The following is a 15,849-nucleotide window of genomic DNA, read 5'->3' as shown; positions in this document are numbered from 1 at the left end:
CGCTACTCCTTTATTCATTGTTGTGAGCTTTGGCACTGATCAATTGCTCGATGGAGGCCAGCATTTCATGTTCCTGGAAAGGTTTACCCAGATATTCATTAACCCCCAGGCTGAAGGCTCTGGCTTTATGTTTCTCACCAGTTCTTGAGGTGATCATGATGATCGGCAAAGACTTCAGGCTGTCATCATTACGCACGGCACTGGCCACCTCATAGCCGTCCATCTTCGGCATTTCGATATCCAGAAGCATGATGTCGTAGCGGTTTTCAGCCAGTTTGGCCAGAGCTTCGATACCATCCCTAGCACTTTCAACCAAATAGCCATTACGTTCTAACAGACGGGTGGTCACTTTACGTACAGTAACCGAGTCGTCCACTACCAGAACACGTTGGATGGTTTCTGCTTCTTCATCCATCTGGCTGGCCAGTTCTACAGAGTGCTGTTCAATCCGATGTCTGCGAAGCAGTGTGACAGGGTCGATAATGATGGCAACACGACCATCACCAAGAATGGTGGCACCGTTGACACCGACCAGACCTGCGAACTGCGGGCCCAGACTTTTGGCAAAGATTTCAGTACCGCCAATGATTTCATCCACATGCAGGGCCAGATTCTTGCCGCCCCGCTCGATGATCACAACCGGGCACTGCCCGGACTGAATTCTGGGGGTTGCATCACCCAGAATTTCACCCAGGAACATGAGCTGGTGTTCGATACCCCCATAATGCAGAGGGGTGTTGTTCTGGTAGCAGTCGATCAGGACACTGGGGTCCACTACCGTAATACCATCAATGGACTGCATGGGCAGGGCGTAAAGGTTGTCTGCAACCTGGACCATCAGAGCACGGTTTACCGACAGCGTGAAGGGTAGACGGAGCTTGAAAGAGGTTCCCTTGCCAGGCTCGCTGTCAATCTGAATACTACCACCCATCTGACGTATTTCTGTATTGACCACATCCAGACCTACACCTCGACCGGAAATCTGGGTGACAGATTCCGCAGTACTGAAGCCTGGTTCCAGGATCAGCTGAGCAATTTCCTGGTCGGTCAGCTCATCTTCCGGAGTGATCAGATGTTTTTCCAGTGCCTTGGCGTGAACAGCCCGAAGATTGATGCCCCGGCCATCATCGGCCAGTTCAATAACAATATCGGCACCATCTCGGGCAATGGCAAGCGTTAGATTGCCGGTTTCCGGTTTACCCAGTGTCAGGCGGTCCTTAACGGAGGCTTCAATACCATGATCAATGGCATTTCGCAGCAGGTGCTCCAGTGGTGCGAGGGTCCGCTCCAGCATGGTACGGTCCATCTCACCTTCAGCATTGCTGACATTCAGGTTGATCGGCTTGTCGAGCTCAGTCGACAACTGACGGGTAATTTTTCGCAGGCGTGGCAGCAGACGACTGAATGAAACCATTCGGGCCTGCATCAACTTTTCCTGAAGCTCTACCAGTGTTCTGGACTGTTGAAGCAGCAGGGTTTCTGCATCACGATTTTTTTCCTGGATGTCTTCCTTCAGGTCCTGGAGGTCAGTCGCGGACTCAACCAGAGAGCGGGACAGCTGGGTCAGTTCTGAATACTGGTCCATTTCCAGGGGATCAAACTCAGGATTACTGCCGTACTCTTCTTCAAAGGTGGAAATAACCTGGGCCTGGGTTTCGGTATCCAGACGACGCAGCTGTTCTTTTACCCGGTCGATGGTACTGTTCATCTCCTCAAGAATGTTCCCCATGTCCTGAATCTGCTGCTCGATTCGACCACGATGAATACTCGACTCACCGGAAAGGTTGATCAGCGATTCCACAAGCTGCGCAGGGACACGAATCATCTCAACACCTTTGAAGGTATTGGCTGCGCTGCTGGTAACCGGTGTGTTTATTCGTGTTGATGCAGGGGCAGTCTCTTGTGCGATCATTTCAGGCGCACTGGTACAACTCTCTACGGATTCAGACACTCTGGTGACGCCTGTGTTCCGATTTTCTTCATCAATAACCAGAGCATCGTCTATTACTATTTCTTCGGGCTGTTCGCAGGTCGTGTCAGACTCTTTTTTGATCTGACCCAGGTAGTCAGGGAGAGCTTCTACGTGCGCTTCAGCCGTTGCAAGAGAGGGTAATTCTGCTTCATAGTCATGATTGAGAGTCCATTGCTCCAGCTGTTCTACCATCGGGATGACAGAATCGGGTGACTGCTGATTTTTCAGGGCAAGCAACATCTGGTCAACCTGATCATGAGCAGCCTGTAGCAGGTGTATCGGTGCTTTATCTGCAGAACTTCTGCCCATGGCAATAGCACTGTAGATAGCTTCGATGGCATGACTGAGGTCACCCAGTTCCGGCTGGTCTGCCATTCGGGCACTGCCCTTGAGGGTATGCAGAGAGCGCTGCAGATCGGTCAGAGATGTCAGGTTTTGACGATTATTCAGCCAGTCTTCCAGAGCATGATGGCAATCTTCTGCCAGATCAGAGGCTTCTTCCAGGAACAGTTCCAGCAGTTCAAGGTCATGCTCTTCCACTTCTACTTCTGTTTCAATGGTGAGAGCAGGTGACATCCCTGAAACTGAGGGCTTTAGAAGCAATTCTTCAACATCTTTGGCATCTTCAGCATCTTCAACAACGACAGCAACTTCAGCCTCTGGCTTAACAGCAGGTTGCTCTTCAATGGCAGGTTTTTCTGTCAGCGACTCCAGGATGATTTCTTCAACTTCAGGGTTCTCAACCACTGGCTCTGGAGACGGTGCCTCCTGAACAATCTTGTCAATTTCAATATTTTCAGGGACGACTCTTGCCTGAATCGGTTCAGCGATGAGCAGAGCTTCCAGAGACTCCCTGAGTTCTGTGAATACTGATTGCGGTGGAACCGGGGTTTGCTGGGCCGCAATCATATTCATCATATCGACCATGGCTTCGAAGCCGTTGGACAGAGGTGCCGCAAGAACCCCGGGTAGATTGTCTTCGTACTTATCCAGATAGTTCATAACATCCAGAAGCACGTCACATAGTTCAGTCAGAGCGGTGAGTCGTGCTTCGGTTGCCCGTTCGGCCAGTGTTGTCAGTTCTTTCTGGAACATTACCAGCTCATCTCTGGGCAGAGCGATGCGCCAGGTAGAGAGGTACTCATCGGCATCCAGCAGTAAACCCAGGTCGCTGTGAGCAAACAGCCGGGTGTCCTGACCGCCAGTGTATTTTCTGTTGGTAGACTGTGCTTTATGCTGTTCGGTGATGAGCTGGGCATGAAGCGCTTCCAGCCAGGACAGGTAATTTTCAGAATCCAGTACCGGTTGTCTGGGTGAGAGGGCCAGCTGTTCGAGGCCATCCTGAATGAGCTCAAGACCCTTTTCCAGCATACTGATCACCCGGTCATTGGCCGGAATCAGGTGGGCTCTGAAATCCTTGATGTTCTTTTCAAGGGCAACAATGATGCTGGCCAGCGGCGCTATTTCTGCCATCAGGGCTATGCCCTTCATAGTATGGAGAGAGCGTTGTACCTGATCACTGATCTGGCGCTTTCCACCCTGGACTTTCACCTGCTCAACAAAGGATTGAACGACTTCCAGATGAACTCTGGACTCGCCGAGGAATACGTTAAGCAGCTGGATGTCGTAAGCTTCCTGTCCGACAGATTGCGAAACGTCTTTCTCAACATCTACATTTATTTCTGGCTCAGATGATGGCTTGGATAGCGCATCAATAGTGGCCCGCTCTGCTGCCTGTGGGACAGGTTCTTCCGCTCGTTGAAAATCGATATCCGGGTCATTGGCGATGGCGTCATCAATGGACTCTTCCTCGTCCTCAATGGTGTATGCTTCACCTCGGGACAAAGCGTCAGCCTGTTCCATGCAAACCAGAACTTCGTGGGTCAGAACCTGGCTCTGCTCAGCAAAGTCGGAAATCAATCCTGGCAGCATATGGGTAACGCGGCTAACCAGATTGCTCAATTCAGGGCTGTTATGAACGGTTCTCTCGATCAGGCGGTTTAACATGTTCTCGATGGACCAGGCCAGTTCACCCACAACGCTCGCACCCACCATACGACCACTGCCTTTCAGAGTATGAAAAGCCCTGCGGATATCTTTCAGGGTGTTCAGATCATCCTGATGATTGATCCAGGTAGTTACGTCTTCGGTCAGCTGCTTCTGAACTTCGCCAGCCTCTTCAATGAAGATGATCAGCAATTCATCGTCGATGATGTTCTCTTGTCGGTCCTCTTTGACTTCGACTTGCGGAGTGAGGGCTTGCGCCTGCTGCGGTCCAGCCAACCGTGAAGCTTCACCTGGAGCCTCTGCCTCAACGCTGCTGTTGCTAGTGTACTTGAACTGAACTACATCGTATGGGCTGACTTCGACGGGTCTGTTTCTGTTGGTCAGGGTCAAAGAAGTCTTAACTTCCAGATCAGTGGTTTTTGCAGAACTTTGTTTTTCTTCCGTTGAGGGCTCTTGTACTTTATTTTCGTCCAGAGTGATGGGCATCGAGCCGTCGAGAAAGCTCTGCTCATCAATCAGCAGTTCAAGATCTGTCTCACGCAGGGCAGACAGGCTTTTGTCTGCAACATCCAGAATGGCGTCATGTTCTTTCTGATCTCTGTCACCCAACCTTTCAAGGTAGTATTCAATACTGGTCAATGCATCAGCCAGGTGTTCCAGTTCCATCTTTTCAGGTGTTTTACCGTTTTCTATCCACTCTTTCCTGATGTGATCTGAACAGGCTCCGACCAGAGCAGCGGCCCGGGTCAGAGGTGTCATGGACAAACCGCCTTGCACTTTACCGAGCAGTTCGGGTATCGGGCTCAGGAAATCCGGGTGATGATGACTGTCCACAAAATCGACGATGGCATCTTTGCCCTGCTCAAGATAGTGGCGAGCCTCTTTGACAACCGCCTGATAGACCTCTTCCAGCAGGGGTGCGCCTTCGCCTGCCTCCAGACTTTCACCTGCAGCATACCTGGATAGCGCAGTCTCAAGGTCAAGAATGGTGCCAGCAACGTCCATCAGATGCTCTTCAGCGTTCTGACCGGTATTGATCACACTCTGGATCAGTGCTTTTTTCTGCTTCAGGCGATTTTTAAGATCTTCCATGCCCAGGATGGTCAGGGTATCTGCCACCTGCTGAATGACCGGCAGCTGGTTTTCCAGAACCAGTGGATCAGGATCGGTTGAGAGAAGGTAAAGGTCCAGTGCTTCCTTGATACCTGTCAGCTCGTAGTTCAAAGCTTCAACAACAGGTTTTGTAGCATTCACGCCCGTCAGAACATCGGAAATACCAGCCTGAGCTCGTTTCAGCTCATCTTTCAGGTTATAGCGTGATTTCAGTACTCCAGTGAAACCCCCACGGCCTTCGGAAGTGGCAATGTTGTACAGCAACCCCCGGAACAGTGCATCATTTGGATGACTATTGACAAAGGGAGCGCCCTGTCTGATGAACAGACGGATCTGGCCATCCAGTTCCCTGAGCAGGTTAGCAACATGGATGTTCTGTTCGATCGACTCATTATCCAGCCCTTCAGTCAGCGCAATACTGGCTTCCCAGAGAGGAGAAAGAGGGGTGCCCCAGGAAAGGTCCTGAAGTTTGGCAAACAATTTGGCCAGAATTTTAATCTGCTGAGGTCTGTTCTGATCTCGAAGATAGCCTGCCAGTGTTAGCTGATACTTCTGTCTTATTTTTCTCAGTAACGGTGTCAGTCCGCTCCGTTCAAGGCTTTCCAGTTGTGGTGACGCAATAGGATCGATCAGCGAGCGGGTATCCGGAAAGAAAAAAGTAGCTTCCGGGAGAGGGTCTTCACCTCGCAGACGTCTTAGTTCATTGATCAGTGGCAGAAGTGTCAAGGGACGATCAACGCCACTGTTCAGAGTTTGTTGAATGTAACCTGTCAGCTGCAGAGTGGCCTGCATCAGGACTTCCAGAGCCATTCTGACATCAGGCACTCGCTCACTGATCAGGGCCTCGGACAGTTTGCTCATTTCCAGACTCAAGTGGGTTGCGCCTACATGCTGCAACATTTTGAGTGTGCCATGAACCTGACTGAATGCGCTCTGCCCGGCATTGATGTGGGCTGGGTTGCCTGGCTCTTGCTGGTAATTTTCCAATGCCTGGCCAGCTTCAATGAGCGTCTGCTCAATCTCTTCCTTAACCCAGTCCAGGCCTGCATAATCCTGTTGTTCAGCCATTGCCGGCCCCCGCTATTCCGTGCCAGCAACCTGGGCTGCTGGAATAAAAATACTCATCAAACGGTGATTTCGTCTTCTTGCGCTCTAGTCACTGCTTCATTTTCTGCTACCGAAGGCAGGCGGAAGCCGGATACAGACTGACGCATTTCCAGAGCCATTTCTGCCAGGTTGCCTACTGAACCGGCTGTTGCTGTGGTACTGGAGGCTGTATGGGTGGTGATGTCCCGGATGGTGGTCATACGCAGGGCTATCTGTTCTGCTGAGCCTGTCTGCTTCTTCGCTGTGTCGGAAATGTTCCGGATCAGGTCGGCGAGGTTACTGGATACTTTCTCAATTTCTTCCAGGGCAACACCCGCATCCTGTGCCAGTCTGGCACCGTTTACCACCTCGGAAGTGGTTTGTTCCATGGAAATAACGGCTTCGTTGGTATCGGTCTGGATGGCCGATACCAGTGCTTCAATCTGCCTGGTCGCGCCGGATACTCGTTCCGCAAGACGCTGTACTTCATCCGCTACCACCGCGAAGCCCCGACCGGCTTCTCCCGCCATGGAGGCCTGGATGGCGGCGTTCAGGGACAGAATGTTGGTCTGGTCTGCGATATCGTTGATCAGGGCAATGATGTCACCGATTTCCTGGGAAGACTCACCCAGCCGCTTGATACGCTTGGAGGTGTCCTGAATCTGTTCGCGGATAGTATCCATGCCCTCGATGGTATTACGAACCACCTGACCACCGCTGGTGGCAATTTCTACTGATTTTTCCGCTACATTGGCTGACTCGGAAGCGTTCTCGGATACCATGGTCATTGATTTGGTCATGTCATTGACCGCCTGACTGGCATAGTTTATTTCCTCTGCCTGATGCCCTGCTGCTTCAGCCAGTTGTTTCGCGGTACTCTGTGTTTCCTGAGCTGAGGTATCTACTTCCACCGCCGTTTCGTTGATGGTTTTAACCAATGCCCGGAGCTGTTCAATAGAGAGGTTAATGGAGTCAGCGATGATACCGGTAAAGTCTTCGGTTACTGTCGCCTGTACTGTCAGGTCACCGTCCGCAAGGCCATCCATTTCATCGAGCAGTCGCTGGATTGCAGCCTGGTTGGCTTCGTTCCGGGCTGCAGTTTCAGCCAGACGCCTGCGGGTGTCTCTTACGATGGCCACGGCGATTATCAGCACAGAGAGCAGGGCAACGACACCGGCAATACTGATGACCGTGTTGTTGATCAGGCGCTGGTCAGTCAGACTCTCGAAAGTGTCCACGAGAATAGAAGTCTGTTGCAGCAGTTGCTGGGAGTCTGTGAAAATCTGGTCAGAAGCGGCACGCACCTGGAACAGTTCCGGGGAGGTCTCCAGAATCTCGTCAACACTGCCTTCTACAAATCCGAACAGGTCGGAGATTTCGGCCAGACGATCAGTGGCTTCTTCATCGGTGACCTGACTGATACGCATGGCCAGGTTACCTTCCAGCATACCGTTCAGTACCCGACCAAACAGCTTGGCGTCACGACCAAAGCTGTCTGCAGCCATGATGGAGTCTTCACCCCCTTCCAGTACTTTTGAGACACTTCGAATAATACGTTCTGCGAGCCATGGCTGACGCTGTGCCAGTGCGATCTGCTCATTGGGAGCATTGCTCTCGAGGAGAATCTCTACCACCTCATCATACTCAACCTGCAGCTGGGGAATAGTTTCACCCAGTGTTTTTGCCACTTCGTGCAAAGCTAAAACGGTTTCTTCTGCAGCCAGAATGTTATCTGCCTCTATTTTCAGTTCAGACCAGGCAGCGTCCAGTGTGTCGATCCGTGTTTTAGCGATACTGTCACCGGGGCTGAGAAATGGAGCAACAGAAAGCCTGGTGTCTTTCAGGGAGCTAAAACGTGCATCGAACTCATTGCGTGCTTCACGCAACAGGACGAAAGCTTCTTCTTTACCGGCCGATGCCTCGGTGGCACTGGTCGCAATACGCTGAGAGAGTACCCGGAGCTCACCGGCGTCAGTCAGGTGCTGTTGATCAAGTTCACTTTGCTGGCTGAGATAAATAAATGAGCCGGTGATTACGGAAAGAGAGACTATTAACAGGATAATCGAGGCCAGAATGGCTCGGCTTGCCCCTGCTCCCTGGGCTTTGGTTGCGGTATTGCCTTTCATTATTGTGGTCCCCGGTGACTTCTTCGGAATGCTCGCTTTTTGGATTGTTTTTATTCGAATACTTTTTATCGTTTGACCCCTTTCGTCACCTGTGGTGAAGAAAGACGGTTCCTGTCACTTATCCAGCATGAAGCTGATTACGCTATGGCTGCTTTCAGAAAGCGGGGATCATTCACCAACCGCTGTGTGTTGAATACCATGTAATCTTTTTCTTGCTGGTAATGACCAACGGTAAACGGTTTAACTTCGTCAAACAGATAGTCAGGTACTGCATCATTGAACTGGCTGGTGGAAAAATGCACCATACCCTGCACCTCATCAACGATGAGACCAACTGATACTTCCCTCTGCTCGACAATCATAATCCGGTTGGCCGATTTACCGCTGTCTCTGGCCTGACCCAGAAACTCTCCCAGATCTATGATCGGAAGTAAACGTCCACGTACGTTTGAAATGCCCTTTGCCCAAGGTTGAACACCTGGCAGGGGTGTAGTGGATGGAACTGGAAGAATGGCCGTTACCTCACCAACCTGCAGTGCAAATTGCTGATTATTCAGTGTGAAGCCAAGTCCACTCCAGGACTCAACCTGTGTTTGCTTTTCAGGAAGCTCAAAAGCATATTTGCTGATCCTGGCATCCAGCTCTACCAATGCCTCAAAGGGGCTTGTTTGGGAGGTATTCATGCAAGTTTGGTTTCCAGAACATTACCCAGTGTTTTGAGCAGTGTTGCTTCACGGATAGGCTTGGTCAGATAATCCTTTGCGCCTTGCCTGATTCCCCAGACCCTGTCGGTTTCCTGATCTTTGGTGGTGACAATCACGACCGGAATATGGGAAGTATTGTTATCTTTAGACAGTTGACGTGTAGCCTGAAAACCATTCAGACCAGGCATGACAATATCCATTAACACAGCATCGGGATGTTCGGCCCGGCACAGTGCTACACCGTCGGCACCGTTTTCTGCAGTCAGCACACTGTGTCCGTGTTTTTCGAGCATGGCTTTCAATTGGAACAACTCAGTGGGTGAGTCATCAACAATGAGAATGTTTGCCATTATTTTCCCCTGTTACTGTTTTTGCCCAAATCCTCAGGGCCAAGCTTTTTTCATTGTTATTAGCCGTTCTTTTTTTACCATGGAAATACCGAATGTTCTTCGTTGCAATCTGGGTATTTCCCTGCGCTGGCTGCAGACTGTTTCTGTTTCGAAATAATCAGGTTCCTGCCAGAACCATTGGTTAGAAGGCTCAGTACATGTTTATAACAGATTTTTTTAACATTTTTTACTACGAAAATGCAGCTCACGAGGACTTTGTTGCCTTATTAATTCTCTGTACGGAGCCGCATCAAGGCTCAGGGCTGTTTTTATCAATCATTGACTGGACAGAAATGTCTGATAGTACCCAGTAGTTCATCTTTGCTGAAAGGTTTGGTCAGGTAATGATCGGACCCGGCCACACGGCCTTTCGCCCGGTCAAATAGTCCGTCCTTACTCGATAGCATGATGACAGGGGTTTCCCGGTATGAATGATTGTTCTTGATCAGTGTGCAGGTCTGGTAGCCATCCAGGCGTGGCATCATGATATCAACGAAAATAATGTTGGGCTGGTTTTCAGCAATTTTTGCCAGGGCATCAAAACCATCAGTGGCTGTTACCACTTTACAGCCTTCTTTTGTCAACAACGTTTCTGCGGTTCTGCGAATGGTTTTACTGTCGTCTATCACCATGACTTTCAGTTGCTCAAGACTGACATCCCGCTTCTTATGACTCGCCGGTGATGCAGCGTTTGACTCATAGCTGTTCATGCTTCTGTCCATATACACTCTGATCACCCGAACCCTGATCCTTTGGCTTCAGATGCTTTTATTTTTATTTACCATGAAAATGCTGATCGGATGTCAGCCTTTCCGCTCATGGCAGTTTTTTTGCACCCTTCTCAATCCTGATTGAGAAGAAGAGTATTGATGACTCAAAATTTTTGAACTTTTTTATGTCCATTCTGAAAGGAATTTATTTCATTCAGACTTTCCCATCTTTTAACACAATTTGCCGGTGAATAGCCAGACGGCGAGTGGCTTAATAGCCTGACAAATGGGGGGGAAGTTCACTAAAGCCAACTCCTTAAAAGCCGATGTATTGAGACATCGTTCAACTGAACTGTCTGGCGGAGGGGGATGCTTATGAAATTCAGTCCGAGATCGTCTTTGAGGCAGGTGCACCTGCTTCGCCTACCCCGTTTATGCCTGTTGGGCATGTCTCTGGTCGGTAGTGTTTTATTCAGCAGTCTTTCAATGGCAGAGACCCTGAGTGAGGTGATCAATAAGGCTCTGGTCAGCCACCCTCAGGCTCAGGCTGGCTTGAGTCGGTACCGGGCCGCTATTGAAAATATTGATGTAGCCTGGGGAGGCTGGTGGCCTTCTGTCGATGTCGCGACAGGGATTGGCGGCCAGAAAAAGAGTTACCCTGATGATCAGCCTAACGAAGCCCTTGGTGACAAGAGCTTTACCCGTAAGGAAGCCTCTTTTTCTATTAGCCAGAATCTGTTTTCCGGATTTAATACCAGCCGCAGTGTTGACCGGGCTCGACATAGTGCTGCTGCAGAATACCTGCGTCTGAGGAATACTCTGCAGGATCTGACTCTGGACATCACCGATGTCTACCTGAAGGTTCTGGAAAGAAGGGATATGGTGCAGCTGGCCGAAGAGAATCTGGAACTCCACAATTCCATTCTCAAGCAGATCGCCCAGCGCAGCCGTCAGGGTGTTGCCAGAAGTTCAGACCTGAACCAGGTTGAGGGAAGGGTAGCAAGAGCGACAGTGAATGTGATAAACGCCCGCAATAATCTCATGGATGCCGAGAGCGAATATTACAGTCTGGTAGGCGTCATGCCAGGCGATCTGAAGCAGCCAGACACCTACGAGCTGGCTGTTTATGAAAGTTTTGATGAGGCTCTTCAGGCCAGCGTCAAAAGGCATCCGGGCATCCTGGCGACGGAGAAGGACATCAAGGCTTCCGAGTCAGAGGAATCTGCGACTGACAGCAGCTTTTTCCCGTCATTGGATATCAATATTGATAAGAGCTGGAAACATAATGCAGATGGTCAGCTGGGCACTCACGCAGATACAACGGCTGTACTGAAGCTCAGTTATAACCTTTTTCGTGGCGGTTCTGACAGGGCCCGTTCCAAAGAAAGCGCCTACAGGACCCAAGAGAGCAGGGCCCAACGGGACAGGATGCTGAGGAATGCCGAAGAAACCTTGAGGTTGGCCTGGTCTGCCCGTGAGTTTATTGGTGAGCAGATGGAGCACCTTCGTCTCCATGAAGCATCCAGCAAAAAAACCGTTAAGGCTTACCAGGAGCAGTTCAATATCGGTAAACGAACTCTTTTAGATTTATTGGACAGCGAAAATGAACTTTTCCAGTCCAGCCGCAGTTTGACCAGCGCAGTCTATCAGGAGGTTTTCGCACGATTCCGGATTGTTGCTGCTACCGGTGAGCTTCTCGATAATCTGGAGATTATCCTCCCCGCAGACTGGCAAGAGCAGGATTAACCCTTTCAGTTTGCTGCATCGGAGCGAACCATTGCTCTGGTGCTGATTTGATCTAATCTCTCCAAGTCGTGATTATACCAATCAAACTTTCCCACTCGTGAAATCTTCTACTAGCCTTACTGGGGAAAATAAACAGGTCTGCTCAACTGGTAAAAGCGGTTCCAGAGGATCATTCAATGAAAATACTTGCTGTAACGGCCTGCCCAACCGGTATTGCTCATACCTATATGGCTGCCGAAAAACTCACCGAAGCTGCACTCAATCAGGGACATGAGATCAAGGTAGAAACCCAGGGGGCCATGGGCATTGAGAACGAAATCACGCCTCAGGATGTAGAAGAGGCAGACGTTGCACTTCTGGCAGTGGATATTACGGTGGATGGTGAGGACCGTTTCAGGGATCTCAGGATCATCAAGGTGCCTGTATCAGAAGCGATCAGGAACCCGGAAGCGGTGATGGCACAATTGGGTCAGGGATAAAGCGTGGTCAGTACTCGTCCTCAAGGTCGTCCTCAAGGTCGTCCTCAAGGTCGTCCTGATTGTCCCAATCATAGAAGTTCTTCAGATGCTCATAATTGAGCATCCACTCCCTCTGTCGCGAGTACTCACCGGCGGCAGTGGGAGCGGCGGGGGGGATGACTTTACCAATAAATTCCAGAGGTTCTCCCTCTCGATAGATCTGGAAGTCAGTGATTTCCTCCTGGTCTTTGAGGCCTTGTAGCCAGTAATGACAGAGTTCAGTCAGGTCGATTGAGATATCAGTTGCCTGATCCAGCCGATTTTTTTCGAATATCAACTGTTTGAGCATCTGATAAATCTCAAGATCCTCTACCGCTATCTGTTTATTAAACCGGCTCATTTCAAGCCTCTCAATATCCCGGACTATTGAGGCTGGAAGACTGTTGGAGAGCGCTGTTTCGGGCTGTTCGAAGCCGATATGAAGACGGGGCTGATAGCTACCAGTGACGTCCATGGCAACTACTTTGGCTACTTCCGGGTGCACATCTTCAAAATCAGTCAGCAGCTTTTGACAACGTTCTCTCTCTGTATCACTGCCGTTGCCTTTGAGGAGCTTAGCGGTATTTGGCGAGGTAGCAGCGAGTCCCACCTGATAGGCATAGATGGCTTCTGTGGGAAACTCCCGGGCTGCAGGATGCTCATACTTTCGCATTAAATTCATGAGTATGGGGAACAACATCGCTTTTCTTGCTGAATGTGCCAAGCCCTGGCGGTTGTCGTTTTGTCTCGGTAATAAAGCCGGAGTCCCGACAGAAGCTTCTTCCATGAGCGGGTCGTCCTGCCTTAACAGAACGGCCAAATCTCCCTTTGCGTCAAAATCTTTGGCGGGAGTGTCATCTTGATAAAGTTCTGCTTGATAGTACTTAAGCGTTGCGATGGCTGGGTCACTGCTCTGAGTCGCCAGATCCGGCTGCGGGTCTTCTTTCAAAGACGGAAGTTTCAGTTTAGAGGTCAACGGGTCAAGCAGAAGTTCCTCACTACGGTCATCTGTCTCCGAAAGATGTTGTGGCACTGCATACACACCAGGCCTGTGGCTATCTGGTCTGGAAAACTCTGGTGATTTCTCCAGTAAGGTTGGTTCAATGCGAATACCTCTTCCTTTTAAATTTGGTTGAGGTAAGGGAAGTCCCATGTCCAGCAAAGTTTGCTCGCTGCTTTCCAGTTCCCTTTTTGCTTCGGCGAGGTCCTTTTGCAGAGCGGCTTTTTTTTCTAAGGTGTAATACCGGCTGACTTCCGTGAACGTCTTTGCCAGTGATTCCCTGATTGCGCTTGCAGCCTGAGAATCTCCCATGTTCTCGTCGGCAGGGATAATATTGGTCATCTTGCCATTACTGCCAACGTGAATGACCAGAAGAGGTGTCTCGGTACTGTCAGGGATGCCTGAAGCAATCTGTTGGCTCAAGCTGGCTGCAGATCTGGCCAGCGTTGCACGGGTTTCAAGAGCTTCTACCCTGAAGCTTTGCTGAATGAAATGCTTTTCGGCTTCTTCCGGGGTTGTCGGAGAAAGATTTGCAGGCCCGGGCCTGGTGTCGGGAACAGGTGCGGTTTTTGCTGTTTTTCGCTGCCCCAGAGACGTTTGCGGCTGATGATTCTCTCCCCTGGGAAGCACAGGCCTGGTTTTATCGTCTGGCTGACTGCCAGGCCTGTTGGGTGGCTGTGAGCCGTGAACGCCAGGCTTATGGGGATGGGAAGGAGGTATGCTCATAGTATGCTTCCGTTGAAAACCGGTCAGAGGCCATATTCGTATTGGACTTCCCTGATCGTATTGCGATCAGGACTGATTACATCAAAGTAATCTCTAATACCCTCTCGAATGGCATCTGCTACTTCCTCCTCACTGGCTTCAGGGTGACGATAAATATCGTCAACAAATACGCCGGTGCGAAGAACAGGTAGGGTGGGGTGACCTTCCCGGGCTGCCCAGTGGTTGTATTTGTCCTGTGTAGTAACAAGATTTTTAGCGGTTAGCCGGACACTTTGGAGAAAGTGATCTTTGTTATCAAAATGGACACTAGAACCGTTCGGAGGCACCACATAAATCATGGCGCGGTTCTTCCTGATACCGACCGGACAGTGCTCATCCTTGAAAACGTTGACAAGGACAGTCCCCTGATTTTCCCGTTCGTCGGTGACGAAACCATACATGGCTGCCAGAGGCGTACCATCAGTGAACTCTTTGTGAGAAAAGACAATTTCCGAGAGTCTTTCGCCGTCTTCAATTTCTGAGCGTCCTTCGCCCTCTTCAATTTCTGGGTGTCCTTTATTCACTTCTGAGCGTCCTTCGCCCTCTTCAATTTCTGGGTGTCCTTTATTCACTTTATTCACTTCACCCTCCGGTTTTGCCAAAAAACCCTGCTGAGCCTTTCTTATGGCTTTTTGCTGGGCAGAGGTGAAAAATTCTCTAAACCGGGCATTTATTCCGTCGGCTTCTTCTCCAAATAGTGAGTCGATAGAACCTGCGTTCACAGAGGCGATATTCCCTGTTTGCCCGTGATCAGCCTCAGTCTCCCTCGTCAGGTAGATATCTGAAAAGTCACCTCCCAGGTTCACGGGTAGCTGGCGCTCTTCGGGCCTCACAAAAATGCTAAGCGGTTCGTGAGGTCCAGTTGGCCTGATGCGGGTGTCTTCATCAGGAATGTCTTCATCAGGAATGTCAAAAGGCATAAACGGTCTGGCTGTGGAAGGGGGCATGCGTCTGGAATCATCTTTTGGAATCAAAAGAAACTGACCTTCAGCCGATTGTTTGCCGTCGGGTTCGCCGGGGTTAATTGGTCTTGCCGGAGCCCGGACGGTGAACTGGTTTTCGTCAATGACCAGTGTGATTTTTGGGATCGGGGGAGTAGGTACGGTGCCACCGTTCTCTTCGATGTCTCTACTGATATGAATCAGTTTTTTTTCGGTGTTTTCTATCTGTTTTCTGAGTGCAAGTTTCTCTTCGGGACCATTCTTTTGGCCAATCACTGTGAGTTTTTTCTGCAGTGACTCCCTGAGTTTGATGGCTTTTTCCGAGTCGGTTGGCAGCTCAGGGTCTGGCGGTAATACGGAGGTCATTTTGCCATCTTTTACGTAAACAATTTCAAAAGGCAGGTTATCCTGAAACCGTGATGGATTATGAAGGTGGTTTTTCAGGTCAGGGATGTAGTCCAGAAAATCGCGCTGGGCCTGAAAGCAAAGAATCTGATTGAACTGTTCGTGATATTCATTCTCCAGCGCGTTTAACAGACTGAGTCGGGGCGTGGCGGACGTCGGTAGCATTTTGCGTCTGCTGATCGGGGTATCAGGTGCTTCGCGGTGACCAACGGGGAGTGCATTGGGTTTTGTGTGCGGTGTGATCTCTCCTGTGCCTGGCGAGGAGGGAGTTTGAGACTCGGGCACAAACGGGATAGATCCCGGACGCTGCGAAGGAGGTATATTTCCGCTACCAGTTGACATAGCTTATTCCCGAATTAGTTGACCTTAAAATGCTTTTCTGTACTCA

The 15,849-nt window shown here is 50.2% G+C and carries 9 protein-coding genes; 2 read left to right on the top strand and 7 right to left on the bottom strand.

Translation table 11 applies throughout. The annotated features are described in order from the left end of the window. Positions 1-10 precede the first annotated feature (10 nt). The 5 genes from ACOJUO_RS05965 to ACOJUO_RS05945 form a co-directional block, all read right to left on the bottom strand. Complete coding sequence (locus tag ACOJUO_RS05965) at positions 11-6,160, bottom strand: Hpt domain-containing protein (protein WP_422139233.1); 6,150 nt, start codon at positions 6,158-6,160, stop codon at positions 11-13. A 56-nt stretch (positions 6,161-6,216) separates the two neighbouring features. Continuing rightward, the gene (locus ACOJUO_RS05960; protein WP_422135814.1) at positions 6,217-8,304 is read right to left on the bottom strand and encodes a methyl-accepting chemotaxis protein; all 2,088 of its coding nucleotides are present in this window, start codon (positions 8,302-8,304) and stop codon (positions 6,217-6,219) included. Positions 8,305-8,441: 137 nt separating this feature from the next. Then, entirely contained in the window at positions 8,442-8,987 is a 546-nt protein-coding gene (locus ACOJUO_RS05955; RefSeq protein WP_422139232.1) for a chemotaxis protein CheW, read from the bottom strand. Further along, the gene (pilH, locus tag ACOJUO_RS05950; RefSeq protein ID WP_422135812.1) at positions 8,984-9,358 is read right to left on the bottom strand and encodes a twitching motility response regulator PilH; all 375 of its coding nucleotides are present in this window, start codon (positions 9,356-9,358) and stop codon (positions 8,984-8,986) included. Before pilH ends, ACOJUO_RS05955 begins: the two co-directional genes overlap by 4 nt. Before the next feature lie 311 nt (positions 9,359-9,669). Further along, positions 9,670-10,029: a response regulator gene (locus tag ACOJUO_RS05945; protein WP_422137046.1), complete on the bottom strand. Its 360-nt coding sequence runs from the start codon at positions 10,027-10,029 to the stop codon at positions 9,670-9,672. A gap of 453 nt (positions 10,030-10,482) precedes the next feature. Between ACOJUO_RS05945 and ACOJUO_RS05940 the strand changes: the two genes are divergently transcribed. Together ACOJUO_RS05940 and ACOJUO_RS05935 are read left to right on the top strand one after the other, a co-directional pair. Next, positions 10,483-11,853, top strand: coding sequence for a TolC family outer membrane protein (locus ACOJUO_RS05940; RefSeq protein WP_422139231.1), 1,371 nt, complete (start codon positions 10,483-10,485; stop codon positions 11,851-11,853). 176 nt (positions 11,854-12,029) lie between these two features. Then, the gene (locus ACOJUO_RS05935; RefSeq protein WP_422135810.1) at positions 12,030-12,332 is read left to right on the top strand and encodes a PTS fructose transporter subunit IIB; all 303 of its coding nucleotides are present in this window, start codon (positions 12,030-12,032) and stop codon (positions 12,330-12,332) included. Positions 12,333-12,339: 7 nt separating this feature from the next. Here the strand turns inward: ACOJUO_RS05935 and ACOJUO_RS05930 are convergent, their stop codons facing one another. Both ACOJUO_RS05930 and ACOJUO_RS05925 read right to left on the bottom strand, forming a co-directional pair. Next, positions 12,340-14,076, bottom strand: coding sequence for a hypothetical protein (locus tag ACOJUO_RS05930; RefSeq protein ID WP_422139230.1), 1,737 nt, complete (start codon positions 14,074-14,076; stop codon positions 12,340-12,342). 23 nt (positions 14,077-14,099) lie between these two features. Then, complete coding sequence (locus ACOJUO_RS05925; RefSeq protein ID WP_422139229.1) at positions 14,100-15,626, bottom strand: hypothetical protein; 1,527 nt, start codon at positions 15,624-15,626, stop codon at positions 14,100-14,102. Positions 15,627-15,849 lie beyond the last annotated feature (223 nt).

Source organism: Endozoicomonas sp. ALC020, from assembly GCF_049275935.1.
Classification (GTDB): Bacteria; Pseudomonadota; Gammaproteobacteria; order Pseudomonadales; family Endozoicomonadaceae; genus Endozoicomonas_A.
This window is presented reverse-complemented; position numbering and strand designations above follow the sequence as displayed.

What these genes read in the sequence shown, in the direction of transcription:
- ACOJUO_RS05965 (WP_422139233.1), bottom strand. Translation starts at nt 6,160, where the DNA reads ATGGCTGAACAACAGGATTATGCAGGCCTGGACTGGGTTAAGGAAGAG.
- ACOJUO_RS05960 (WP_422135814.1), bottom strand. Translation starts at nt 8,304, where the DNA reads ATGAAAGGCAATACCGCAACCAAAGCCCAGGGAGCAGGGGCAAGCCGA.
- ACOJUO_RS05955 (WP_422139232.1), bottom strand. Translation starts at nt 8,987, where the DNA reads ATGAATACCTCCCAAACAAGCCCCTTTGAGGCATTGGTAGAGCTGGAT.
- pilH (WP_422135812.1), bottom strand. Translation starts at nt 9,358, where the DNA reads ATGGCAAACATTCTCATTGTTGATGACTCACCCACTGAGTTGTTCCAA.
- ACOJUO_RS05945 (WP_422137046.1), bottom strand. Translation starts at nt 10,029, where the DNA reads ATGGTGATAGACGACAGTAAAACCATTCGCAGAACCGCAGAAACGTTG.
- ACOJUO_RS05940 (WP_422139231.1), top strand. Translation starts at nt 10,483, where the DNA reads ATGAAATTCAGTCCGAGATCGTCTTTGAGGCAGGTGCACCTGCTTCGC.
- ACOJUO_RS05935 (WP_422135810.1), top strand. Translation starts at nt 12,030, where the DNA reads ATGAAAATACTTGCTGTAACGGCCTGCCCAACCGGTATTGCTCATACC.
- ACOJUO_RS05930 (WP_422139230.1), bottom strand. Translation starts at nt 14,076, where the DNA reads ATGAGCATACCTCCTTCCCATCCCCATAAGCCTGGCGTTCACGGCTCA.
- ACOJUO_RS05925 (WP_422139229.1), bottom strand. Translation starts at nt 15,626, where the DNA reads ATGCTACCGACGTCCGCCACGCCCCGACTCAGTCTGTTAAACGCGCTG.